The organism is Dysgonomonas hofstadii (assembly GCF_014196915.1).
In the GTDB taxonomy this organism is placed as follows: domain Bacteria; phylum Bacteroidota; class Bacteroidia; order Bacteroidales; family Dysgonomonadaceae; genus Dysgonomonas; species Dysgonomonas hofstadii.
In genome coordinates, this window is record NZ_JACIEP010000009.1 from 186,750 (window position 1) to 213,507 (window position 26,758).

The 26,758-nt window shown below is 40.4% G+C and carries 13 protein-coding genes; 11 read left to right on the forward strand and 2 right to left on the reverse strand.

Translation table 11 applies throughout. From position 1 onward, the window contains the following. The first annotated feature begins 116 nt into the window (after nucleotides 1-116). The 10 genes from GGR21_RS13520 (at nucleotide 117) to GGR21_RS13565 (ending at nucleotide 21,519) form a co-directional block, all read left to right on the forward strand. On the forward strand, nucleotides 117-4,064 hold the full coding sequence (locus GGR21_RS13520) for a two-component regulator propeller domain-containing protein (protein WP_183307762.1): 3,948 nt from the start codon (nucleotides 117-119) through the stop codon (nucleotides 4,062-4,064). A 347-nt stretch (nucleotides 4,065-4,411) separates the two neighbouring features. Next, nucleotides 4,412-7,555, forward strand: a complete 3,144-nt coding sequence (locus GGR21_RS13525) for a SusC/RagA family TonB-linked outer membrane protein (protein ID WP_183307763.1) — start codon at nucleotides 4,412-4,414, stop codon at nucleotides 7,553-7,555. Nucleotides 7,556-7,574: 19 nt separating this feature from the next. Beyond that, on the forward strand, nucleotides 7,575-9,518 hold the full coding sequence (locus GGR21_RS13530) for a RagB/SusD family nutrient uptake outer membrane protein (protein WP_183307764.1): 1,944 nt from the start codon (nucleotides 7,575-7,577) through the stop codon (nucleotides 9,516-9,518). Nucleotides 9,519-9,584: 66 nt separating this feature from the next. Then, on the forward strand, nucleotides 9,585-11,876 hold the full coding sequence (locus tag GGR21_RS13535) for a GH92 family glycosyl hydrolase (protein WP_183307765.1): 2,292 nt from the start codon (nucleotides 9,585-9,587) through the stop codon (nucleotides 11,874-11,876). 23 nt (nucleotides 11,877-11,899) lie between these two features. Next, nucleotides 11,900-13,237 carry a hypothetical protein gene (locus GGR21_RS13540; RefSeq protein ID WP_183307766.1) on the forward strand — a complete coding sequence of 446 codons (1,338 nt, stop codon included), beginning with the start codon at nucleotides 11,900-11,902 and terminating at the stop codon, nucleotides 13,235-13,237. Nucleotides 13,238-13,286: 49 nt separating this feature from the next. Beyond that, nucleotides 13,287-15,575 carry a GH92 family glycosyl hydrolase gene (locus GGR21_RS13545; protein WP_246348080.1) on the forward strand — a complete coding sequence of 763 codons (2,289 nt, stop codon included), beginning with the start codon at nucleotides 13,287-13,289 and terminating at the stop codon, nucleotides 15,573-15,575. 13 nt (nucleotides 15,576-15,588) lie between these two features. Beyond that, nucleotides 15,589-16,380, forward strand: coding sequence for a basic secretory protein-like protein (locus tag GGR21_RS13550; RefSeq protein ID WP_183307768.1), 792 nt, complete (start codon nucleotides 15,589-15,591; stop codon nucleotides 16,378-16,380). Nucleotides 16,381-16,390: 10 nt separating this feature from the next. Then, nucleotides 16,391-18,721, forward strand: a complete 2,331-nt coding sequence (locus GGR21_RS13555) for a GH92 family glycosyl hydrolase (RefSeq protein WP_183307769.1) — start codon at nucleotides 16,391-16,393, stop codon at nucleotides 18,719-18,721. An 11-nt stretch (nucleotides 18,722-18,732) separates the two neighbouring features. After that, nucleotides 18,733-20,052, forward strand: coding sequence for a hypothetical protein (locus GGR21_RS13560; RefSeq protein WP_183307770.1), 1,320 nt, complete (start codon nucleotides 18,733-18,735; stop codon nucleotides 20,050-20,052). Nucleotides 20,053-20,127: 75 nt separating this feature from the next. After that, a complete protein-coding gene (locus GGR21_RS13565) occupies nucleotides 20,128-21,519 on the forward strand; it encodes an alpha-L-fucosidase (RefSeq protein WP_183307771.1) in 1,392 nt (463 codons plus the stop codon). Between the two features lie 501 nt (nucleotides 21,520-22,020). Here GGR21_RS13565 and gyrB read toward each other — a convergent pair. Together gyrB and GGR21_RS13575 are read right to left on the reverse strand one after the other, a co-directional pair. Continuing rightward, nucleotides 22,021-23,976 (reverse strand): DNA topoisomerase (ATP-hydrolyzing) subunit B, encoded by a 1,956-nt coding sequence (gene gyrB, locus GGR21_RS13570; protein ID WP_183307772.1) that lies wholly within the window; start codon nucleotides 23,974-23,976, stop codon nucleotides 22,021-22,023. Nucleotides 23,977-24,088: 112 nt separating this feature from the next. Next, the gene (locus GGR21_RS13575; protein ID WP_183307773.1) at nucleotides 24,089-24,847 is read right to left on the reverse strand and encodes a glycosyltransferase family 2 protein; all 759 of its coding nucleotides are present in this window, start codon (nucleotides 24,845-24,847) and stop codon (nucleotides 24,089-24,091) included. A 398-nt stretch (nucleotides 24,848-25,245) separates the two neighbouring features. Here GGR21_RS13575 and GGR21_RS13580 point away from each other — a divergent pair, with 398 nt between their 5' ends. Next, a complete protein-coding gene (locus tag GGR21_RS13580; RefSeq protein ID WP_183307774.1) occupies nucleotides 25,246-26,646 on the forward strand; it encodes an MSCRAMM family protein in 1,401 nt (466 codons plus the stop codon). Nucleotides 26,647-26,758 lie beyond the last annotated feature (112 nt).

Genomic DNA, 26,758 nt, shown 5'->3' on the forward strand with positions numbered 1-26,758 from the left:
ACATACTATTTTCTTAATTTATCTATAAGAAAAATGTCATTATTTTCAATATTTTTAGCTAAACTTGTATAGCCTAAGCTTATTGTATTTTATAAAAAGATATCTTATACTTCATAATGAAAACACGATGTATCCTTACTTTATTAATAACAATGAGTATATATTCTTGTTTGCTGGCAAACGAACAGGACTATATATTTTCTAAGATTGATTATCAACAAGGGCTGTCCAATAGCGCTATACTTTGCCTATTCCAGGATAATGCAGGGTTGATGTGGTTTGGAACATATGATGGTTTGAATTGTTATGATGGAAAAGGAATGGATGTATACCGGTCCGACCTGTCTAAAAGTAAAACATTAATCAACAACGTCATTACTAATATTCAGCAGGCGGATAATAATTGCTTGTGGGTATCCACAAACATAGGTGCTACCCGTTTCTCTTTAACTTCGCGTCAGGCTGTATGTAATTATGAATTTGACGGTGATTATGTGCTACACTCCAACAAAAAAGGCAATACCTGGGCTTTGGGATATAACTGGATTTCTTATTACAATACCTATCATCGTCAGTTTGTCCAGGTACCTAAACCCAATGTTGTAATGCTTAATGCCGATTACCGGGCTTTTGCGACGGACGATGGCGATTTGTATATGTTCCCTTATGCCAGTGGTGATTATTACCGTTTTTCTTTAAATGCCTTTGATCAGGATACACTCACCACTCAATTAACTAGTACCCCTACTGCATTTCACCCAAAAGCGATAGAATATATTTTTTATCAGAACGGTGTTTTTTGTTTCTACGATTCGGATAAGGACTTATATCTGTATGATATATCGAGAAAATCCAAAATCTATATCCGTAATATAGCCGAGATGGTTCAAAAATACGGAGATATCAGAGGGATCGTTCCTTTCTATGAAGATATTATGATCGCCTTCAGAACTAACGGGTTGATACGTTTACGTACATCAAGGAAATATGAAGAGGAAATGGTTAATCAGAACGCCCGAATCTTCAGCATACACAACGATCCCAATCAGGGAATATTATGGGTTGGTTCCGACGGGCAAGGTGTTTTAATGTATTCAAAAAAATATTCCATTGCCACAAATTTGATGCTTAGCAGTTTATCCCCTAATCTAAGCAGGCAGGTAAGATCTCTATTTACTGATAAATATGGCAGCCTCTGGTTTGGCACTAAAGGGGATGGATTATTGCACGTTGAGGATTATCGCAAAGGGATGCAGGCATCCAAAACCGAGATTTATTCTGCTACAGGCAAACAGAATGCTACCTCATATGTCAAATGGAATACTGAATTTCAGGTGTATAGCATGACACAAAGTCGATATATGAATGGATTTTGGGTAGGAACCGGTGCTTCAGGATTATTATATTATTCTTTTGATGATAAAAAACTACATCCATTAACAGGAAATCTAACTGAACGTTTTGCCGAAATACACTCCATTTATGAGGACGGAGACAGTGTATTGTATGTGGCAACGTCAGGAACCGGATTTCATAAGATTCTGCTCGACCGGAGCAATAATGATATCCGGGTGAAATCACAAAAACGCTATCATTTTTATCATAAACAACAGGATATAACATTGTTTTTCAGCATGGTGCCAGACGGTGATTCATTATTCTGGCTGGGCAGCCAGCAAAAAGGATTGGTGCGTTTCAACCGTAAAACCGAAGAATATCAGGTTATATCTCTGCACGAAAAACTACATAAATCGGCAGATGATATTCTCAGTTTGCACAAATACCGCGATGGACAGCTATATGTAGGAACAACTACAGGTCTGGTCTGTCTCAATTTTAAAGGGCAGAAAATGGACGCAAGCTATATAGGCAGGGAGCAAGGTTTGCTGAATGATATGATCCATAGCATTCTGGAAGATGATAACGGACTTCTTTGGTTAGGCACAAACCGTGGACTTATCAAGTTTAATCCTAAAAATCAGTTTTCGCATGCCTATTATTATAGTGGAGGAATACAAATAGGAGAATTCAGCGACGATGCCTACTATCGTTGCCCTTACACAGGAAGTCTTTTTTTCGGAGGAATAGACGGTTTGCTTTATCTGGACAAGGAAGTTGCCGTGATGCCTGAATATTCTCCGGACATATTGCTGCGCAGGTTAATGATCGGAAGGACACTAGTCAATCTGGGCGATTATTACACTCCCGATGGAAGCGGTTTACGATTGCATGGAGCCAAAGTGTCCTTTTCGCTGTCTTTTGTAGTACCGGATTATGTCAGCAGAAACGACGTAGAATATTCCTATATGCTTGAAGGATATGAAAAAGAGTGGGGAACATTCAGCAGTGTTAATGAAGCTTCATACGCCGGAGTTCCGGCAGGCGACTATATCTTTAAAGTCCGTTATAAAAAAGATGTATTCGATACGGAGTACAAGACATTCTCCATTTTAATTCATATCCTTCCACCTTGGTATCAGACAACATTAGCCTATATTATATACATACTGTTGGCATCTGCTATAATTGTCTATATAATTTTTCTGGCCCGGAAATATTTACGTAATGAACGGATGATGAAAAAACTGTTGAAAACAGAGAATCAAAACACCTCGTTAACGGCCAATAATTACAGGAACCGGGAATTACTCAACAATTTCACTCTCATCTATCAGGCATGTGATCAGCTGCGAGCCGAAAATGTTCCTTATGCAGATCGTTGTAAGAAAGTAGAACAAATACGGGAAGCGATTATGTCATTGCTTTTCAGTTTTGATGCGGGAAAGGAAGAAATCGGTCAATTATCATCAATCCGGTTTTCCATTTCCGGACGTTTAAGCCTTTCCGAGTTGTCGGACGAAGTATTCCGGGTATTGGAAAAACAGGGAGTAGACACTTCACATATACATTCGCTTATTTCAGAAAATTTTAGTTTTCAGGTGTATAAAAATCTGTTACGTTGTATTCTGTATTACTGTTACTTGTATATCAGTGATAAAAGTACATCTGACATCCAGGTGAATGCCGTAGAAAAGGATGGTAAAATGCTACTGTCCTTCCAGTCCTCAGATAATATAATAGGAAAGTTATATGAGATATTTTCGCATAAAAATATCTCCTTCACTGGCGTAAAAGGGGCAGACCCCTCATTCCTGAATGAAGTAATGCAACATTTTATACTGTCAGCATTAGAACAACAATCCTGTGCTGTCAATTATACTGATTCAGACGGAACATCTTGCCTGGTAATTACCTTCGAGCCAGCTGTAGTTGCCAGACAGGAAAATGATAAAAAAACGGTATTGTTACTCGAAGACAAAGACGAGATGATATGGCTGATCAGCGAGCTACTCTCCGATGAGTACACTATTATTCCGGTGAAGAGCATACAAGATGCTTTTGAGGAAATACACAAGTCTGCCCCAACATTATTCCTGGTGGATATGCTAATGTACACCGATGCAGAAAGTACATTTATCGAGTATGTGAACAAGTATCGTTCTTTATTGTCGAATACGGCATTTGTCCCTATGTTGACATGGAAAGCAAGTTCATCTATTCAGCAAAAATTAATATTATGGGCCGATTCATATATTGTACTTCCTTACGATATTTTGTTTCTGAAAGAGGTGATCTATAAAGTAATCTATGGGAAACAGGTACCCAAGCAGATCTATGTAGAGGAACTAAGCGACTGGGCCGATTCCCTGGTCTGCACAACAACAGAGCAAGCCGATTTCATTAGAAAATTCCTGCAGGTAATTGAGTTAAATCTTGATCGTGAAGATCTGGGTTCAACTTTGGTTTCAGAGCAGATGGCAATGAGTTCCCGTCAGTTTTACCGCAAGTTTAAGGAAATATCGGGAATGCCGCCAAGTGATCTTATCAAAAAATACAGAATGGAAAAGGCGGCAAGATTGCTTGCTGACGAAAGTCTTTCTATTCAGGATGTTATTTCAGATGTAGGTATATCGAGCCGTTCCTATTTTTACAAAGAATTTACCCGCAGGTTTGGTATGACTCCGAAAGATTATCGCGAACAATATAAACGAGACGATGCTTAACAGTTAATAACTTATGTAAATATAAATTATCAGATGTAGGGAAGGTATCTGCATCACATCTTTTTTATATATCAATAAATAGTAATTGATTTTTCCCTTTTTTAATCTGGCAAATGATTGTGCGCTGATTTACACTCACACAATTTTAATCTCCATTCATAATACTGATTATAAGATAATTAAATTGTACTCTATTTCACCATGCAGTACTCCGGATGGACATTTTATATTTGACTATATTTTGGCGCTATGGAGGAATGAAAACATTTTTTTATTTCTCTATTTTGTATCTGCTAGCAAAATTTATCCATGTTTCTAACCTTAGTATTAATAAAAACACAAGTAAGATGAATTTGTTTAAAATAAAAAAACATCTGGTCAGGCTATTAGGGTTACTGGCTTTATTCCTTACATTTAGCTCTGTTGCATATGCCCAGGAGGGTTCGGTCACAGGACGTATTTCGGATGAAAAGGGCGAAATGCTTATTGGTGTGACTGTGCAAGAGAAAGGCACATCGAACGGTACCGTCACAGATATAGACGGACAATACACTCTTAAACTCTCAAGCGAAAGCCCTGTATTATTAATCTCTTATATAGGATATAAGCCCCAGGAAATAAAAGTGAATAAGCAAAGAGTAATAGATATTATTCTGGTTGAAAATATCTCGGAATTCGACGAAGTTGTTGTAGTTGGTTATGGTAACCAGCGTAAAGTTTCTGTAGTAGGTGCACAGTCAACACTGGAAGTAGAAAATCTGAAAATGCCAACGGCTAATTTATCATCTGCTATCTCAGGGCGCATTGCCGGAGTAGTTGCCGTACAGCGTAATGGAGAACCCGGACATGACGGATCGGATATCTGGATTCGCGGTCTATCGACCCTACTTGGACAGAGCTCCAATCCTTTAATATTGGTAGACGGAGTAGAGCGTAGTTTCAATAATATCGACCCCGAAGACATTGAATCATTTACTGTACTGAAAGATGCGTCGGCTACGGCTGTTTATGGAGTGCGTGGTGCTAATGGTGTTGTCATTATAAAAACTAAACCGGGTAAGGTTGGAAAACCTCAATTCAGTGTCGATTACTATGAAAGCTTTACCCGCCTTACAAAAAAGGTAGAAATGGCCGATGCCTATACTTATATGGATGCACGCAACGAAGCACAGATGAATACAAATGGCACCGTTAAATATTCCGATGCTTATATTGAGGCGACAAAGAAAGCGAATGGATTATTACCGAACGATAACCCGAGATTATATAATCCGTACTTATATCCGGCTATTGACTGGGCCGACGAACTGTTCAATGACTGGGGGCATAATCGCCGGGCAAATATAAGTGTTCGTGGTGGTGTACCTAATGCGAATTATTATGCATCATTGAGCTATTATAACGAGACTGGGATGACACGCAATTTCAAATTGGAGGATTATAATACGCAGATGAAGTACGAACGTTACAATTTCACTTCCAATCTTAATCTGAAACCGACTTCCAAGACTACTATCGATCTGGGATTCTCAGGTTATGTAGCAAAAGGACATTATCCGCAATCGAGTACAAGCACATTATATGCGGCGGGCATGGATATCAATCCTGTGATCTATCCTTTATTGTTGCCAAATGGAACGGTTTCCGGTATCAATTCGCAACAAAAATTTAATCCTTACGGCCTATTAGCCAGAGGCGGATTTTATGAAGAATTCCCTAGTCAATTGAATTCGAATGTCCGTGCTACACAGGAGTTGGACTTCTGGAGTTGGAGCAAAGGTCTTTCTGCGTCTGCCATGATTGCTTTCGATACTTATAACTCACGCAGGATGAGATATAACCGTAATGAAGCTATGTATACATTTGCAGGCAAGACCGATGCGAATGGCATATATATAGAAGACACATTATTTGATCAGGAAACCGGAGATTATCTGTATACCGTACTGAGAGAAGCCGATGGCCGGTTAATACTTCAGGATCCGGAACAATGGAGCAATCGCACTGTTTATGCAGAGGCTTCCTTAAATTACGACCGTAGCTTCGGCGATCATCGTGTCGGAGGTCTGTTCCTTTATAATCAGAAGGTTTATTGGGATCTGAATGCCGGAGATGTTATTGCTGCCATGCCATACAAGCAACGGGGCTTTGCCGGGCGTGCGACTTATTCATGGAAAGACCGTTATTTTGCTGAATTCAACTTAGGTATCAATGGATCCGAAAACTTTACTCCTGACAAGCGTTATGGTACATTTCCCGCTTTTGGTCTGGGATGGGCTGCATCTAATGAAGCGTTCTGGGCTCCTATCCGTAAATATATTTCCTTCCTGAAATTCCGCTATACTGACGGATGGGTAGGAAGCGATACCGCTGCAGGCCGTCGCTTTATGTACCAGGGGGTATTCACCAGTCTAACCGGGACATATTTCGGAACTAATTACAATGGAGCCAGCGGTTATGGAGAAGAAAAATACGGAGTGAATGTAACCTGGTCAAAATCCAGAAAACAGGATTTAGGTATCGACATTAAATTTCTGAATGATAATCTGTCTTTTGTTGTCGATCTTTTCAAGGAGCGCCGTGACAATATTTTCTTACAGCGTAGTACTATTCCCAGTTATGCAGGATGGATAGAATCTCCGTATGCGAATTTAGGAATAGTACAGAATAAAGGGATTGAAGTAGCTATGGATTATACACAAAGATTCGGGAAGAAAATATCCCTTACCGTACGTGGAAACTTCACATATAATAAAGATAAAATTATAGAAAACGACCAGCCACCGGTAGACTATCCATGGATGGAAACCCGCGGCACGAATGTGAATGCACGTTGGGGATTCATTGCGGAAGGATTATTCACCAGTCAGGAAGAAATCGAAGACCATGCTACACAATTCGGCACATTGAATGTAGGTGATGTAAAATACCGGGACCTGAACGGCGATGGCGTGATTGATAACTACGACAAAACTGTAATAGGACAAGGAGACGTACCTAAAATATACTATGGGTTCGGTGCTGATTTACAGATCGGTGACTTCTCTATCAGCGCCCTGTTTCAAGGAACAGCAGAAGCTGACCGTTGCCTGTTGGGAAACTCTATTAATCCATTCAAAGACGATGAAGGCCGGGACAATACATTTGCTAATATCACTGACCGTTGGAATCCCGAGAATCCGACCAATCAGGATGTATTCTACCCACGCCTATATGTTGGTAGCAGCATGAACACCAATAACTTCCAGCAAAGTACATGGTGGCAGAGGAATGTGAGTTTTATCCGTCTGAAACAATTGAATATCGCTTACCAGTTACCTAAAAAGTTTTTGGATAAAACTTTCCTGAACAGCGCGAGCATATATCTGATGGGAACCAATCTGTTGACCTTCTCGAAATTTAAGTTGTGGGACCCTGAATTGAATACAAACAACGGTGCCATGTACCCGAATGTATCCAGTTATTCAGTCGGTGTAAAGTTTAATTTTTAACCAATGATGAAATAATCGTATGAAGAATATAGCAAGAAAATACATATTAGCTGCTGCCCTGTGTGTCGGGCTGATGTCATGCAGTGATTTTTTTGAACCGATTCCCGGAAAGCAATTTGGACTGGACGAAACATTCTCGTCGAAAGGCAGAACAGAAGAATATCTGAATAATGTATACAGTTACGTTAAAGAAGTAGCTGATGCCATCCATCCGGATCTCTCTGGTGGAATTTATACAGAGGCATCATTAGAGGGAGGAAATAAATGGAATAAAACATATGAGCAATGGACATTAGGGTCTGTCAACTCGGCTTCCGATTTTGTAAAATGGCATTTCACCTCTTATTATCAGGGTATTGCCAAGGCCAGTACATTTATCCAGAATGTAGATAAATGTACAGAAGCAGCAGCTTCGGTACGTGGCAGGTGGAAAGCCGAAGCGCGTGCGCTAAGGGCATATTATTATTTTGAGTTATTACGTATCTATGGGCCGGTACCTTTAATCGGTGAAGAGCCGATCCCGGCTGATGCGTCCTTAGAAGACATGATCAAAGAAAGAAATACGGTAGACCAGTGTGTGGAATTTATAGCTACAGAGCTACAAAATGCTATTGATTCGGGTGATCTGCCTGAAAGAGCAGGAAGAGCCAATCTGGGACGTATGGATATCGCTACCTGTATGGCTGTAAAAGCTAAATTGTATTTGTATTGGGCAAGTCCTTTGTTCAATGGGAATACAGACTTTGCTTCCGTGAAAAATGAAGACGGTACCCAACTATTTCCTCAGACAGAAGATCCTTCGAAATGGACAAAAGCAAAAGAGGCTTACGATCAGTTTATCTCTTTCGCCACAGGACAAGGTTATAAATTAGCGGAAGTTTACAAAAACGGGAAACTTGATCCTCACGCATCATACCGTGCTGCAACTGAATTTTATACTACTACATGGGAAGGTGCAGATGAGCTGATCTTTGTCAAGTTGAACAATGCGTATGACTACACTTACTGGACTACTCCTAAATTCTCCGATAATATAGATACAGAGGTACGTGGAGGAGGAGGATTCTATACTTCACAGGAAACTGTAGATATGTTCTTCACAATAAACGGACTGCCTGTCAATGAAGATCCTTCTTATACAGCATTTGAAGGTGTTCCCGGCGCTGAACATTTTACGAATGAAATATATACAGACCCTTATAACAATGACCGTCAATTATTTAACGGGCAACGATCTAAAGTCCTGAAACAATGGAAAGACCGTGAACCTCGTTTCTATGTGAACGTCACATACAACGGTTCTACCTGGTTGAACGAAGGTCGATACGATGAAAAGATGATATCGGATTTCACGAATGGCGCCAGCGGGAACTGTGGTAAATCAGTAGCACAGGGTGATTATCCTGTATCCGGCTATCTCATTCGTAAGGGTGCCAAATCTGCCAGTAACGATGGATGGAAACATTTCTCGCCTGTCTTCCGCCTTGCTGATATGTATCTCGGATATGCAGAAGCATCGTGCATGACCAACGATCTGGATAATGCGCTTGTCTATCTGAATAAAATCCGTGTTCGTGCAGGTATTCCTGAATATACATTTAGTGGTGAGGCCGGTAAAATTGCCTGCCCGAAAACTCAGGCTCAGGTATTGAACCGTATTCGTCGCGAACGGCTGGTAGAACTGGTATTTGAGTGGAACCGCTATTTCGATGTACGCCGCTGGAAAGTGGCGGAAGGACTGAATGATCCTGATCACTGGATTTACCCGGCATACCATCAGGGTGGCGAAGGCGGCAAAGTACATGGTATGAATTCAGATGAAGATTATCCTAAGTTCTTTGAACGGACAGTCTTTGAAAACCGCGTATCTTTTGCTAAAAAATATTATTTTATGCCGATACCTTATGACGATATTCGCCGTATACCTAAATTAGTACAAAATTATGGATGGAAAGAAGAATAAGAATTAACCCTTATCCTGTAATGGAGTCCGGGGAATCTCCGGACTTATAAAACAATACTATATATTATGACTAAAGTGAAAATTCTGTTACCTGTATTCTGTTTTTTAGTTCTGCCGGGCCTTATTTTCGCCCAATCTGCTAAAAAAGACCTGGCAGATTATGTTAATCCATTGATGGGAACCGATTCCAATATTTCATTGTCGAACGGTAACACCTATCCGGCCATAGCCCTACCGTGGGGTATGAATTTCTGGATGCCACAGACGGGCAAAATGGGTGACGGCTGGGCATATACTTATGCATCCGACAAGATAAGGGGATTCAAGCAGACTCATCAGCCCAGCCCCTGGATTAACGATTACGGACAATTCTCCATTATGCCTGTAACAGGAAAACTGAAAATAGACCAGGATAGCCGCGCATCATGGTTCTCGCATAAATCAGAAACAGCCAGACCTTATTATTACAGTGTTTACCTGTCGGAATATAATATGACAACGGAGATAGCCCCGACCGAACGCTGTGCTCATTTTCGCTTCACCTTTCCCGAAACAAAAGATGCATATGTAGTAATAGATGCTTTCGACAGAGGTTCATACATAAAGGTGATCCCTGAGCAGAATAAGATTGTGGGCTATACTACCCGCAATAGCGGAGGGGTACCCCGGAATTTCAGGAATTATTTTGTGATAGAATTCGATAAGCCGTTTACCTTTAATAAAGTCTGGGCAAACTATAAACTGGTGGAAGAACATCTGGATATAACATCAGACCATGTGGGTGCAGCAATTGGGTTTGTTACAAAAAAGAATGAACAGGTACATGCAAAAGTCGCCTCTTCCTTTATCAGTCTCGAACAGGCAGAACTGAACCTGAAAGAGATCGGGAATAAATCTTTCGAACAAACTAAAGAAGCCGGGCGAAATGCATGGAATGAAGTCTTGGGACGCATTACTGTCGAAGACGATAATACCGACCGTTTGCGCACATTCTACTCCTGCCTGTACCGTTCAGTATTATTTCCCCGCATGTTCTATGAAATAAATGCCAAAGGCGAAGCGATGCACTACAGTCCGTATAATGGCGAAGTCCGCCCCGGATATATGTTTACCGATACAGGGTTCTGGGATACGTTCCGCTGCCTGATGCCTTTTGTCAACCTTATTTATCCTTCGATGGGAGAAAAGATGCAGGAAGGATTGTTAAACACTTATCTCGAAAGTGGATTTTTCCCGGAATGGGCCAGCCCCGGACATCGTGGATGCATGGTGGGTAACAATTCAGCATCAGTTGTAGCAGATGCCTATTTAAAGAATGTAACAGAAGCAGATGCCGTTAAGATGTACGAAGGTTTGCTCAAAGGAGCCAACAGCGTGCATCCTCGTGTTTCATCGACAGGACGTTTGGGATACGACTATTATAATAAGCTGGGGTACGTGCCTTATGACGTAAATATTAATGAAAATGCAGCGCGTACACTGGAATATGCATACGATGACTGGTGTATTTATCAGATGGGTAAAAAACTGGGACGCCCGACGGAAGAACTCGATATATATAAGAAGAGAAGCCAGAATTTCCGTAATTTGCTTGATCCCGAAACCAAATTGATGCGTGGCAGAAATGCCGACGGCACATTCCAAAAGCCATTCAATCCGTTTAAATGGGGAGATGCTTTTACCGAAGGCAATAGCTGGCACTATACATGGTCGGTATTCCACGATGTTCAGGGATTAATAGACCTGATGGGTGATAGGAAAATGTTTGTAAACATGCTTGATTCCGTGTTCAATCTCCCTCCTGTTTTCGATGATAGTTACTACGGAGGTGTTATTCACGAAATCCGTGAAATGGAAATTATGAACATGGGGCAATATGCGCATGGCAATCAGCCTATACAGCACATGATATACTTATACAACTATGCTGGCGAACCATGGAAATCACAATACTGGCTGCGTGAGGTAATGAATCGCCTTTATATGGCTACTCCTGACGGTTATTGTGGCGATGAGGATAATGGACAAACATCGGCATGGTATGTATTTACTGCACTGGGCTTTTATCCGGTATGTCCCGGCAGCAATGAATATGTTATGGGCGCACCTTACTTCAAAAAGGCTACAATAACTTTCGAAAACGGGAAAAAACTGGAGATATCGGCACCGAAGAACAGTGACGAAAACCGTTACATCCGTTCGCTGAATTATAATGGAAAAACTTATACGAAGAATTATCTGAATCACTTCGATTTGCTGAAAGGAGGACGCTTGCTATTCGATATGGATAGCCGGCCTGCTGAGAAAAGAGGAGTGAATACAGAAGATTTTCCATATTCTTTTTCTCATGAAAAATAACATAACGATTAAAACTTGATATTATGAATTACTGGAAAAATTTAATACTAGGAGCACTTGCTACACTTACATTTTTCTCTTGCTACGGAGAAGAAGATAGTTTTGCTGTTCCATCCATTTATAAGGATTATCAATTTACCAACACAGACGATTCAGGTCTGGCGGGATATGCTGTAGCCCCGGTTAAAGAGGCAAAATACGATGAAATTCTGAATGAGTTATATATTACATGGGACGGTAGCAATTCCACTTGGGAAAAGAGATCCGAATATGTGGGGGCTGAAGTGGAATTTAACTCACTCCTTTCAGGGAAAAAGATCAAAAGGGTAATAATCCCCAATGTAGGGGATTTTGGAAATCTCACTGTAAAAAAACGGGACTACGATAATGAACCCAGTACATTGCATTTAAGTAAATACCGTACCGTAGTTGTTACAGACCGCTATGGCGTAGACGAATTTCGTTTCCGGTCCATCTATAAAGATGAAAGTGGAGCGTTACAAATGAGCGACTGGGTAAAACTGAGCGATCAGGATGTAGAAGTCGATAAAAACTATGTGGCATGGCAGTATTTCAAGTCCAATGTGGTCAATCCTGTTCAGGTAACTTTCTCCACGGCATCTTCCAAACCAATCTCCGCTCTTGCCGATCTGGTAGGACAAGGGGATGAAGCAAAAGCTAAAGAAGAGTTTCAGAAATGGTACTATATGGATTGTGCGGCAATGTCTTTCGATCCCTATAATCTTGCTTTCGATCCTTACAATACGCTGGATATTCATATTGCCGACGGTGTTGGAGTCGCTAATGCAATAGACTGGCCAAGCCATAAAGCGGGCAGAAGAATCAATTACGAAGCCAGTGTTGGAAATCCAAGCTCCGATTTATGGAAATTGCCCGATATGCAGCATGTGATGATGCACGAAATGGGACACTGCGTAGAATGGATGCCAAAGGCAGGTAAATACATTAAGGAAGGTGTACAGGATTGCGACCGTCAGGGATATCAGGAAGGTTGGCCCGATGCTGTAAAAATTGCTAGCAAAGGATATAATCTGGCTACGCAAAAAGCAGAATATCAATCGGCAATTCAAAAATCATATAGAGATCCGCAAAGTGATAAATATTTTGTATGGCAGATCGACTACAACACTTCAGGTGCATTTATGAGCTGGCTGCGTCTTTATAATGGTGATTTCGTACGCATGCTGCCTTGGACTGTTCTGATGGACGATCTGACTGATAAATGGAGTTTGGAAGATGCTGTAAAATACGTTCTGAAAGACAGTTATCCGAATATAACAATGGAAGAGCTTTGGAATGAATATAAAACTGAAGTTGAAGCATTCCTGCAAAACAATTAAATATGTATTTATGAAACAATTTCTAATTGGGATTTGTACACTACTTACTATGCCGGTATTGCCCCAACAGCCAGTCGATTACGTTAATCCGATTATCGGGACTGACGGGATGGGGCATACCTTTCCCGGCGCCTGCACTCCGTTCGGACTAATACAACTAAGTCCCGATACGGATACTATTCCACATAATATAAATGGTGTTTACCAAAAGAACGCCTATGAATATTGTGCGGGCTATCAGTACCGGGATAAAACAATCGTTGGTTTTAGCCATACACATCTGAGCGGTACAGGGCATTCCGACCTGGGTGATATTTTGTTGATGCCAGCTACCGGAGAACTTAAATTAAATCCCGGACAAGCTGAACATCCAGAAGAAGGCTACCGTTCCCGTTTCAATCATGTGACGGAAAAAGCCACACCGGGATATTATGAAGTGATGTTGGATGATTATGGTATTAAAGCTCAGTTAACAGCGACACAACGGGTTGGCATACATAAGTACACCTTTCCTGAAAGTAAAGATGGTCATCTGATTCTCGATCTGGCACATGGTATATACAATTATGAAGGAAAAGTCCTGTGGGCAAATCTGCGAGTCGAAAATGATACTTTATTAACGGGATATCGCATTACCAACGGATGGGCACGTACCAATTACACTTATTTCGCTATCTCTTTTTCTCAACCGATCAGCAGTTACGGCTATAAAGATAAAGCGAAAGTAATGTATAATGGTTTTTGGCGACGTTTCAAGGTAGAACAGAATTTCCCGGAAATCACAGGACGCAGTATAGTCGCTTATTTCAACTTTGATACGAAGCAACAACCGGAGCTTGTTGTAAAAGTCGGGCTTTCCGCTGTCAGTACAGAAGGAGCAGTTAAGAATCTCAGAGCCGAGGCTTCAGGCAAAAGCTTTGAACAACTGGTAAAAGATGCGTCCGATGCATGGAACAATGAACTGGATCACTTTGAAATAGAAGGTACGCCCGATCAAAAAGCGATGTTCTATACTTCTTTATACCATACAATGATCAATCCGTCGGTATATATGGACGTAGATGGTTCTTACCGCGGACTGGATCACAATATCCATAAGGCAAAAGGATTCACGAATTATACGATTTTCTCCCTTTGGGATACATACCGGGCTGAACATCCGTTTCTGAACCTGATAAAGCCGAATCGCAATGCGGATATGATGGAATCGATGATAAAACACAAGCAACAAAGTGTACATGGAATGCTACCTGTCTGGAGCCACATGGGAAATGAGAATTGGTGTATGAGCGGTTATCATGCCGTTTCGGTACTGGCAGATGCCATAACCAAAGGTGTATTCCGTGATACCGATGAAGCATTAGACGCAATGGTCAGCACTGCAACAACTCCTTATTATGAAGGTGTTGCCGACTATATGAAATTAGGTTATGTTCCTTTAGATAAAAGCGGGACGGCAGCTTCTACCACATTGGAGTATGCATACGATGACTGGACTATTTACCAAACAGCTTTGAATGCAGGTAAAAAAGATGTTGCCGAAACTTACCGGAAACGGGCATTGAATTACCGTAATATCTATGATCCTAGTATCGGTTTTGCCCGTCCCCGCTATACCGATGGTTCGTTCAAAAAAGATTTTGACGTACTCCAAACACATGGGGAAGGTTTTATTGAAGGTAATTCCTGGAACTTTTCTTTTCATGTTCCTCACGATGTATTCGGGGTGATCGATTTGATGGGAGGAGATAAATCATTTGTAGAAAAACTGGACAAACTGTTTACAATGCACCTACCCGAAAAGTATTACGAGCACAATGAAGATATTACGGATGAATGCCTTGTTGGCGGATATGTACACGGAAACGAACCGAGTCATCATGTACCTTACCTGTATGCCTGGACTACCCAGCCTTGGAAGACACAATATTGGCTACGTGAAATTCTGAATAAGATGTATCGCAATGATATTAAGGGGTTAGGCGGGAATGACGACTGCGGACAAATGTCGGCATGGTATCTGTTTTCTGTGATGGGTTTCTATCCTGTTTGCCCCGGAACAGATCAATATGTATTGGGTGCCCCGTATCTACCATATTTAAAACTTAAATTACCGAATGGGAATACATTAGAAATAAAAGCTCCGGAAGTCAGTGATAAGAATCGGTATGTACAGTCTTTGAAGCTGAACGGAGTAGATTATAACAGAATGTATATCACACACGAAGATATTCTTAAAGGAGGAACCCTAGAATTTAAAATGGGTTCTGCTCCGAATAAACGAAGAGGACTAACACTTGAAGATAAACCTTATTCATTAACTAACGGAATAAAATAAGAACAGGAATAACATGAAAAAGAGACATTTAGTTTATGCCCTTTGTCTGTTGACGGGCATTATTGCTTGCTCTGCAAGTAAGAAAGGACAAGGGGATAACTTATCCAATGTATGGGAGAATTATAATGTAGGAACAATCATTTTCGAAGATAAAGCACCCGGGACAAAAGGATCGGATATTTACCACCGTATTATTCCCGATGCCGAATCATATATCAAAGAGCAGGCCTATGCCGTATTAGCCACCCTTTATAATTCGCCGGAAGACAGCATTGTCCCGGTCTATAAAATTCATTATACATTGGAAGACATCGAAGGAATTTCGGCAAAAGGCGGTGACCATGGGAACATCTCCATATTTTACAGTACCCGCCATATTGAGAATTCATTTGCTGAAGGTGATACTGCTAAACTATTCTTCGAAACCCGGGGTGTATTATTGCACGAGTTGACTCATGCTTATCAGTTGGAGCCGCAAGGAGTCGGATCATACGGTACCAACCGGGTATTCTGGGCATTCATCGAAGGAATGGCAGATGCTGTGCGAGTGGCAAACGGCGGCTTCGGGCCGGATGCCCGACCTAAAGGAGGAAATTATATGGACGGCTACCGTACAGGAGGATACTTTTTTGTATGGCTACGCGACAATAAAGACCCTGAGTTCTTACGGAAATTTAACCGGAGTGCGTTAGAGGTCGTTCCATGGTCGTTTGATGGTGCGATTAAGCATATCTTGGGGAATGAATACGATATAGACGAACTATGGCGCGAATATCAGATTGCCGTAGGTGATATACAAGTATAAAGAATTTACTATGAGAATATTTAAAGGTTTGGTTCTGGCATTATCATATCTGGTTTTATTACCAGGTATGGCACAAAACAAAAAGCTGGCAGACTATGTAAACCCGTTTGTAGGAACAGATGGTTATGGAAACGTATATCCCGGAGCCCAGATTCCGTTTGGAGGGATACAGATCAGCCCTGACACAGACAGGAAGTTCTATGATGCAGCTTCGGGCTATAAATACGCACACATGACCTTATTGGGTTTTAGCCTGACACATCTGAGCGGAACCGGGATTCCCGATCTGGGAGACTTTCTGTTTATTCCGGGTACAGGCGAGATACATCTCGATCCGGGAACTCATGAAAATCCCGACAACGGATATCGTTCCCGTTATTCTCATGAAAAAGAATGGGCTTCGCCGAACTATTATGCGGTAGAACTGGCTGATTATGGCGTAAAGGCAGAAATGACCTCAGGAGTCCGCAGTGGAATGTTCCGTTTCACTTACCCGAAATCCGATAATGCGTTTATCCTGATAGATATGGATCATACATTGTGGCAGTCCTGCGAATGGGCAAACCTGCGGATGCTGAATGATTCTACTATCACAGGATACAAACTGGTAAAAGGCTGGGGACCCGAACGCCATGTATATTTTACAGCGACTTTCTCTAAAAAGCTGACCGGACTCCGTTTCATGCAGGATAAACAACCTGTTATTTATAATACCCGGCGTTTCAGAAGCAGTTACGAAGCATGGGGAAAGAATCTGATGGCCTGTATTTCTTTCGATACACAGGAAGGTGAAGAAGTGATTGTCAAAACAGCCATTTCATCAGTGAGTACCGATGGTGCTATGCGTAATATGCAGGAATTGGACAATATGACCTTCGATACCCTGAAAGCTAAAGGCGAAAACCTCTGGGAGAAGGAACTCAGCAAATATGAATTGGTTGCCGACCAGAAAACGAAAGAAACATTTTACACTTCGGCCTATCATGCAGCTTTACATCCGTTTATCTTTCAGGATTCGGACGGTAGTTTCCGTGGATTGGATAAAAACATAGAAAAGGCTGAAGGCTTTACAAATTATACAGTCTTCTCACTTTGGGATACCTACCGCGCTTTGCATCCCTGGTTCAACCTCGTTCAACAGGAAGTGAACGCAGATGTTGCAAATTCGATGTTGGCTCATTATGACAAAAGTGTAGAAAAGATGCTTCCCATTTGGTCATTTTACGGAAATGAGACTTGGTGTATGATCGGTTATCATGGCGTTTCAGTACTGGCTGATATGATTGTAAAAGGTGTGAAAGGGTTTGACTATGAGCGTGCCTATCAGGCAATGAAGACTACAGCTATGAATCCGAACTACGATTGCCTGCCGGAATATCGTTCCATGGGATATGTACCCTTCGACAAAGAAGCTGAATCAGTTTCCAAAACATTGGAGTATGCTTATGATGACTACTGTATTGCACAAGCGGCTAAAGCATTGGGAAAAGATGACGATTATCGTTATTTTCTGAACCGGGCTCTTTCTTATCAGACATTGATCGATCCGGAGACAAAATATATGCGGGGGAGAGACAGCAACGGCAACTGGCGCACACCATTCACTCCTGTGGCTTATCAAGGCCCCGGATCGGTACATGGTTGGGGCGATATAACAGAAGGTTTTACCTTGCAGTATACATGGTATATTCCTCAGGATGTACAAGGTTACATCAATGAGATGGGCAAAGATTTGTTCCGCAAGCGTCTGGATGAATTATTCACTGTTGAGCTGCCGGACGATATTCCGGGCGCACACGACATACAGGGACGTATCGGAGCATACTGGCATGGGAACGAACCTTGTCATCATATCGCTTATCTGTATAACTACCTGAAAGAGCCATGGAAATGCCAGAAATGGATACGCACTATTGCCGACCGTTTTTATGGAAATACTCCGGATGCCCTGAGTGGAAATGACGATTGTGGACAGATGTCGGCCTGGTATATGTTCAATTGTATCGGCTTTTACCCGATTGCACCGTCAAGTAATATCTATAACATAGGCTCACCTTGTGTAGAAGCGATAACTATCCGGATGAGTAATGGAAAAACTATTGAGATGGTGGCAGATAACTGGTCACCGAAGAATATCTATGTGAAAGAACTTTATCTTAACGGGAAAAAGTATGATAAATCATATCTGAACTATAATGACATTCGTGATGGAGTGAAATTGCGCTTTGTAATGAGTGACAAACCAAACTATAAACGCGCAGTATCGGACGATGCTGTAGCTCCGTCTCTTTCCTTACCGGGAAAAACAATGAGATACCAATACAATAAACCTAATAATTAAAATATACTATTATGAAAAACGTATTATTTATATTGATCATGCTGTGCACACTCTTTCACAGCTGTGATTCACTCGATTTGGATAATGTAGGATATGGAGACAGCGAACGGCTGAAACCTTCGGAAGTAAAGGCTGTATTATATGCCTCACCTGACGGGTGCTGGACAACCGAATATGCAGGGTATAAATTCTATTTCCAGTTTAAGGAAGATGGAACTTTGATTATGGATTCGGAACAAATGAAAGACCCTACCGAGTCTGCCGCGTCTTTCATGACAAAGGGCAAAGATACCGAACTTTCTATCGAAGGGGGTGGTCATTTCGCCTATTTAGGCAGTGCGTTATCAGAGAGTAAATTAATTATATCAGAGGCCTCTAATGAGAAAATATTATGTAAGGGTGAGAATACAGGAACTGTATTGACTCTGACACCGTCTACCAAAGCTGCTATGGATGCTAATACAGCACTAAAAACCGATTTTCTGGAAAAAGTACGCGAATATTCGTCTCTCATACCGGGAGTTATCAGCTACGGCGGCAATCAATTTGTAGCTTATTATACCACTTATGTTGATTATCAGAATTTCGATATACGAATCAAAATAATTACAATAGAAAAGACCAGTGATAGTGACTTGTATGGTCATACTAAAGTTTATACATCGGTATTGAATAAAGAAGGTGATGACTTTGTATTGGAAACACCTGTCTCTGAATTTAAGACAATGACAACAGGAGACAAATGTACTATCACAGGGCTCAAAGTTCTGAATGGTTCGACAACGGTCAGTGGTCAGAATGCCACGAATATGAGTGTAACTTCTAATGATAATGCAGTGGCTACATTCGATAATCCGCAAATAAAGTGGGCATGTGCAAAAGAGTCTGTTCATGGCACAAAAGGCGCCGCCTGTGAGGAAATATGGAATGAAACAGCCTCTAAAATAGAAGGGGTGACAACTGCCTCATTGGCATCTATCGAAGTATTTGCCAGCTATGGTGATGATAATATGAAAATATCACGACCTCTTGTTTTCTGGATAATGAATGCTGCCGGTTATTCAACTCTTGCTTTTCCGGGAAGTACACCAGGCGGCAGTATTATGATGAACGAGGAGAGTGACAGGATTGCCTTTACTAAAATGTCTTCTACCGGAATTTCGGGCTGGGGTAGTTTTCCGTCAGAAGAAATCGTCGCCATCAATGCAAAATTCACTAATTTATTAGGTTTCTGGTTCGATAGCGATGGATTATATGTAGCTGAACTGCAAGGCTATATTTATTTATTGAGTCCTACATCCGGTATGTGGATGAAGATGCAAAATAGCTAATCAAGCAGAGCTCAGCCTCTGATACTTTAATACGATATAATACAATTAACTAATTTACAAACACTTAACTAAGTAATGAAAAAACTATTTTTATTCTTGTTCCTTAGCATTGTAGCTATACAATGTGTAAACTCTCAAAACAAATCCCTTCATCAGTTACAACAAGATTTTGTTGATCTACGTTTTGGTATGTTCATCCATTTTAACATGCCTACATTTTTCAACGAAGACTGGCCCGATCCCGATGCTTCTCCAACACTATTCAATCCGGTTAAGATGGATTGTAAGCAGTGGGCAAAAGCTGCCAAATCGGCGAATATGACCTATGGTTGCCTGACAACAAAGCACCACAGCGGTTTTTGTATCTGGGATACTAAAACTACCGATTACAGTGTGATGAGTGGTCCCTTCAAACGAGACGTAGTAAAAGAATACGCTGATGCCTTTCGTGCCGAAGGCCTGAAAGTGATGCTATATTATTCAATTCTGGATACACATGCCCGGCTGCGTCCTCACTGCATCACCCCTGAACACATTGAAATGATTAAGGGACAGTTACGTGAATTAATGACCAATTATGGACAGATAGATGCCCTGATTATTGATGGATGGGATGCCCCGTGGTCACGTATTTCATATGATGAAATACCATTTGAGGATATCTATCGCCTGGTTAAGTCTATCCAGCCTAATTGCTTAGTGATGGAACTGAATGCAGCTAAATATCCGTCTGAGGCCCTATTCTATACTGACATTAAATCATATGAGCAAGGTGCAGGGCAACATATTTCAAAAGAATCGAACCGCCTGCCTGCGATGTCATGTCTGCCCTTACAAGCTAACTGGTTCTGGAAAGAAAGCTTCCCTACTACACCCGTAAAAGCTCCCGAAAAAATGGTGAATGACAATATCGTTCCGATGGGAAAAGCCTATTGCAACTTTATGCTAAATGTATCTCCTAACAGAGAGGGGCTTATTGATGCGAATGCATTAGCGGCATTGAAAGAAATCGGGAAACTATGGAAGAATGATGGACAGGTAGTTAAAATCCCCGAAGTAGAGAAGCCAATAATATCATCTAATATAGCTAAAAACAGGCCGGCAGAAGGAACCTGGAGCAGCGATTATGCTATAATGGATTTTGCCAATGATGATAATTTTGGTTCTTGCTGGAATTCAAACCCTGAGGTGAAAATACCATGGTATTCAGTTTCTTTTGAGAGAGAACAGCCATTTAATATGATTGTTATTACTGACAGGAACAATGACAGGTTACAGGAATACCGTCTCGAACATCGTGTGAATAATGAATGGAAAACACTTTATGAAGGAAAAGCTCCGACATCATTAAGAGTGAAAATCCACCGTTTTAACAAAGTATGGGGAGATGCCGTACGCATGACTATTTTAAAATCCAACGGAACACCATCTATTGCTGAGTTTGGTGTTTACTGTGAAAGAGAATAGATAATGAGTCGGGACTGAAATAGAAGGAATCTTCATCCAAACTATTATACTTATACTACTAATGGAAAATGTGGAGTTTTTATAATTCCACATTTTCTCGTTTTTCTGACCTTATTACACAAAATATACAGTTATCGTTGTACCTGTATCGATCTCTGATTCCAGTTTGTATTTAATCTTGTTCTTGTCGAAAATACGCAGAGCCAATGATAAGTATTTTAGTGCGAACTTATAGTTTAGATGTTGATTTCTAGGGTAATCAGCCAACAGGTATTAATTAACTAAAAACTGACAAAGATGACATTTTTCTAACAAAGAAACTAAACAGCAAAGAAAAATTTTGGCTCCGGCGATTTATACTTCGCGTCAATCTTACTTTCAATAATTCAAAGATCACTTTTTCCAACTACCTTTCATTCTATAGATAAATTAATCTATAAAAGATAAAAGCCGCAAATCAGATGACTTACGGCTTTTATAGTTATAATTAAATATTTTCATTTATGCATCTATATTCGCATAGGTTGCATTTTCTTCGATAAACTCACGACGTGGAGCCACTTCTTCACCCATCAACATAGAGAAGATATGGTCGGCTTCTGCAGCATTGTCTATCGTTACCTGGCGAAGTGTACGATGTTCAGGATTCATGGTTGTATCCCAAAGCTGTTCGGCGTTCATCTCTCCCAGACCTTTATAACGTTGTGTATGAATCGCATTTTCGTCTCCATCGGCATATTTATCAATAAATGCACGACGCTGACGATCGTCCCAGCAATATTCTTCGACCTTACCTTTCTTACACAAATAAAGCGGAGGTGTGGCGATATATACATATCCTTTTTCCAATAATGCTTTCATATGACGGAAAAAGAAAGTCAGGATTAGTGTTGCAATGTGGCTACCGTCCACATCGGCATCGGTCATGATCACCACTTTGTGGTAACGAAGCTTTTCAAGGTTCAATTCCTTTGAATCTTCCTCTGTACCGATAGTTACACCGAGCGCAGTATAAATATTCTTTATTTCATCACTTTCAAGTACTTTATGCGGCATCGCTTTTTCCACATTGAGGATTTTCCCTCTTAATGGAAGAATAGCCTGGAACATACGGTCACGTCCTTGTTTAGCCGTACCACCCGCAGAATCTCCTTCGACAAGGAATATCTCACAATTGGAAGCGTCTTTGCTCGAACAGTCCGCTAGTTTTCCGGGAAGCCCCCCTCCTGTAAGCGGGGATTTGCGCTGTACCATTTCACGGGCTTTACGTGCAGCAGCACGTGCTGTAGCTGCAAGGATCACTTTTTCCACGATAATCCTTGCTTCTTTAGGATGCTCTTCAAGATAAATATTCAAAGCTTCACCGACAGCCTGGTCCACTGCCCCCATCACTTCATTGTTACCCAGTTTTGTCTTTGTCTGCCCTTCAAATTGCGGTTCGGCAACTTTAATAGACACTACAGCTGTAAGACCTTCACGGAAGTCGTCACCACTGATTTCCACTTTTACTTTTTCAAGCATTTTAGAATCATCGGCATACTTTTTCAGAGTACGGGATAATCCGCGACGAAAACCGGTTAAGTGTGTACCTCCTTCTATAGTATGTATATTATTTACATAAGAATATACATTCTCATTATAAGAAGTATTGTAGGTCATTGCTACTTCGACAGGAACGCCCTGCTTTTCAGTAACAATATGAATTACATCTTCTACTAACGGCTCTTTTGATTCGTCTATATAACGAACAAATTCTTCAAGTCCTTTTTCTGAATAAAACAGATCTGAACGGAATGTGCCATCTTCTTTTTTCTGTCTTTCGTCAGTCAATGAAAGACGCACTCCTGCATTCAGGAAAGCCAACTCACGCAAGCGCGAAGCCAGTGTATCATATTTATATTCGGTAACAGTAAAGATAGTGTCATCCGGCTTAAAAGTAATAATAGTACCAGTATCAGCAACATCACCAATTTTTTCTACCCCGGTCAAAGGTTTACCGCACGAATATTCCTGAACGTAAACACTTCCGTTTTTATGAACTTCGGCTTTCAAGTGTACAGACAAAGCATTCACACAAGAAACCCCTACTCCGTGAAGTCCTCCCGAGACTTTATAAGTCCCTTTATCAAATTTACCTCCGGCATGAAGAACTGTCAATACAACCTCCAATGCTGATTTATTCTCTTTTGGCATGATATCAACAGGGATACCACGGCCATTATCTCTTACTGAAATCGAATTATCTTCATGTATAAATACTTTGATATCATCACAATATCCGGCAAGCGCTTCATCGATGGAGTTGTCTACAACTTCATAAACAAGGTGATGCAGTCCCTTTTCGCTGATATCCCCGATATACATCGCAGGTCTTTTCCTTACAGCTTCCAATCCTTCGAGCACTTGAATATTCTGCGCCGAATAAGACTCGCTCGCCATTTTTTGTTTGTCAGTCATAATTTTATATTTCGCTGTTTTATAGGCCTTTCAAAGCCTGTTAGTTTGCTATCAAAAATCTAACAAATATACTAATTTTTACTGAGAAAAACAAGTAAAAAAAGATGGTGTTCTACCATCTTTTTATAACCTTATTAATAAGTTTTTTCAGCTTCAGTACATTCTTCAATTCTTTATATTTCTTGTCGCTGATAAAGCCATATTTATGCTTTATTTTATAAAAATCCGAATAAAAATCGAAGTAAGAAGATGATATACCTCCCAGACAGAAATTAGATATTACTACATCTACTTCTTCCAGGTCTACCCCTTGGCTCACACACCGGCAAATAAAATCATAATCGGCCAAAACCTTCACCGACAAGTCGAATGCTCCATGCTTTTTATACACTTCGTTAGCAACAAAAAACGTAGAATGAGGCAGAACACTCTCAGCTATAAATGAAGCCCCACGTCGCTGCAAATTAAAGATCTTATCATCTTTCCATACACGCTCTATGCCATATATCATCGAGTTCGCTCTATCGACCTTTCCATTGGTAAATTTATCCCACATCACTTCGAGAGCGTTATCTTCGTACCAGTCATCCGAATTGGTAATACCAACCAACTCGCCCCGTGCCATAGCTATTCCTTTATTCATTGCATCATAAACACCCTTGTCTGGCTCGCTCACAATGCGCACAGTAACCCCTTTATCTGCAAAGCGAGGTATATAGCTTTCTATTTTCTTTAGAGTATTGTCTTTAGATACCCCATCTATAACAATATATTCAAAATCTGAAAAAGATTGTCTTAAAAGGGCTTCTATAGTCCCATGCAGTGTTGTTTCTGAATTATAAGTCGGTGTGATTACTGAAATCTTCGGCATATGCTCTTTTTTTGAAATACAAAGATAATATTTATCCACATATAAAATCTATTATGAATCCATCATTCATGCAAAGGAATAAGAGGGTGTTGGCTTTTTCATAACAATGAACATTCTATTTGTAGCTTTGTTATAATGCTAAAAGCTAAGTCGTTCTAAATTAAAATGCGAAGGGTAGACAAGCTGATATTTTCCCATTTATACAACAGTATTATGTAATACCCGGCAGCTAAATAATTCAATCCTTTAAAGGGAATCAAAATCAAGCAATTATTATTAAAGACTAGGCTTCAAGAATTGAGATAAACCTGCAATTTTTGAATTGTTGGTATGTTCGGTAAATACCGTTTTTCCACCAAAAGGCTAAAGTTGCTTTAGCTATCAAATCCCGTAAAAAAATGAAAAAGAACATATTATTAATAACAACATTCATTATTTGGTATGGATGCCGCAATGATACAAATAATGACAATATTACCGAAGGATGCTTCTCCATTTCTGCAAAGAATATTGCAGATAATTCATTAATAAATGGAGGTAAATACGAAATACTAAACCCTGACGGTAAAAGTATGGGAATATATATACTGGAAACAGGGGAAATAAATATTAGTGATTTTCAGGAAGGTATATATACGATCAAGGAAATAACACCTCCTAAAGGATATGTTACTGATAAAACGCAAAAAGAATTGCAATTATCATCCTCCAATTGCGAAAATATAGTATTTCATTATATAAATGAAAGGACAAGGGCTATTCCTCAATCATTGAAACTCAAATTCTACAGGACAGACACTAACGAGCTAATGCGCGAATATAATGCTGTAAGAATTGGTGAATATTACTGGATAGATCAAAATTTCACACATATAGTTCCATGGGGAAGCGATTACGAAAACAGCTATCCCATAACCCAAGTATTACTGGACAAGTATGTGGAACGTATCCTTATAGATCCGGATCTATTCAAACTGGAGAATATAAACAACTTTGAAAAATACTACGGACGGTATTACAGTTATCCAAGCATCTTATCGATGAATAAATACGGGCAAATGCGAAATGAAGATGATGAGGCATTAGACGGTTGGCGATTACCTTACAGCGAAGACTACCGGCAGCTATTCGCCATGAGCCCGTTCAATACGACATACGACTCACCTCACACCGATCTGAATGAACGCGATGTACGTTTTGCTCTCAGTGCAAAAAATGGAGAAAATGCGATGGCCTACAATATAGGTAGTGGAACATATAAAACATATTGGTTTGACAATAATACCAATATGTACAAATTCAACCTGATGCCTGGAGGTGCAAGACTTAACGGAGATGGCCAATGGTGTAATGGGCTGGGGCCAAGCAACGGTTGCTATACCGACGGAAAGAAAGGCGACATATACCATTTATTTTATAGTGCACGACTGGCGGTAGTAAAAGAGACTGAGAATGCATATATAGGTACTGTCACTATACACGATTTGGTAGATACACACGAAAACCTATCATATCATATGCTTAACGTAAGATGGTGCAGAAGACTGACAGATCTGGAACTCGGATACAAATTATATATCAATCAGGAGCAAACAGATATAGTGAAGTTAGATATCAAGGAATCGCCACCGAGTGGGTACAAGGAGCTTAAGCACGGTTATATACGGGGATTTTATGTACAATATATTCTGAATAACCCTAATGCAGGATATACAGCCAGTGATATTATTAAATTTGCAAAAGGTGTACAGGATACTTATGTCTTCAACAATAAGAATAATAAAGAGGTGATACTTTAAATGATTTCGACATAACCAAAGGTGTAGAAGAGTTATTAACTATTAGCCTAAAAAACAAGAAAGTCCGCATATTTTAGTATGCGGACTTCACTTTCTTAAAAAACGGCGGTAA

Coding starts and splice junctions, on each gene's coding strand:
- GGR21_RS13520 (WP_183307762.1), top strand. CDS start 117: ATGAAAACACGATGTATCCTTACTTTATTAATAACAATGAGTATATAT.
- GGR21_RS13525 (WP_183307763.1), top strand. CDS start 4,412: ATGAATTTGTTTAAAATAAAAAAACATCTGGTCAGGCTATTAGGGTTA.
- GGR21_RS13530 (WP_183307764.1), top strand. CDS start 7,575: ATGAAGAATATAGCAAGAAAATACATATTAGCTGCTGCCCTGTGTGTC.
- GGR21_RS13535 (WP_183307765.1), top strand. CDS start 9,585: ATGACTAAAGTGAAAATTCTGTTACCTGTATTCTGTTTTTTAGTTCTG.
- GGR21_RS13540 (WP_183307766.1), top strand. CDS start 11,900: ATGAATTACTGGAAAAATTTAATACTAGGAGCACTTGCTACACTTACA.
- GGR21_RS13545 (WP_246348080.1), top strand. CDS start 13,287: ATGCCGGTATTGCCCCAACAGCCAGTCGATTACGTTAATCCGATTATC.
- GGR21_RS13550 (WP_183307768.1), top strand. CDS start 15,589: ATGAAAAAGAGACATTTAGTTTATGCCCTTTGTCTGTTGACGGGCATT.
- GGR21_RS13555 (WP_183307769.1), top strand. CDS start 16,391: ATGAGAATATTTAAAGGTTTGGTTCTGGCATTATCATATCTGGTTTTA.
- GGR21_RS13560 (WP_183307770.1), top strand. CDS start 18,733: ATGAAAAACGTATTATTTATATTGATCATGCTGTGCACACTCTTTCAC.
- GGR21_RS13565 (WP_183307771.1), top strand. CDS start 20,128: ATGAAAAAACTATTTTTATTCTTGTTCCTTAGCATTGTAGCTATACAA.
- gyrB (WP_183307772.1), bottom strand. CDS start 23,976: ATGACTGACAAACAAAAAATGGCGAGCGAGTCTTATTCGGCGCAGAAT.
- GGR21_RS13575 (WP_183307773.1), bottom strand. CDS start 24,847: ATGCCGAAGATTTCAGTAATCACACCGACTTATAATTCAGAAACAACA.
- GGR21_RS13580 (WP_183307774.1), top strand. CDS start 25,246: ATGAAAAAGAACATATTATTAATAACAACATTCATTATTTGGTATGGA.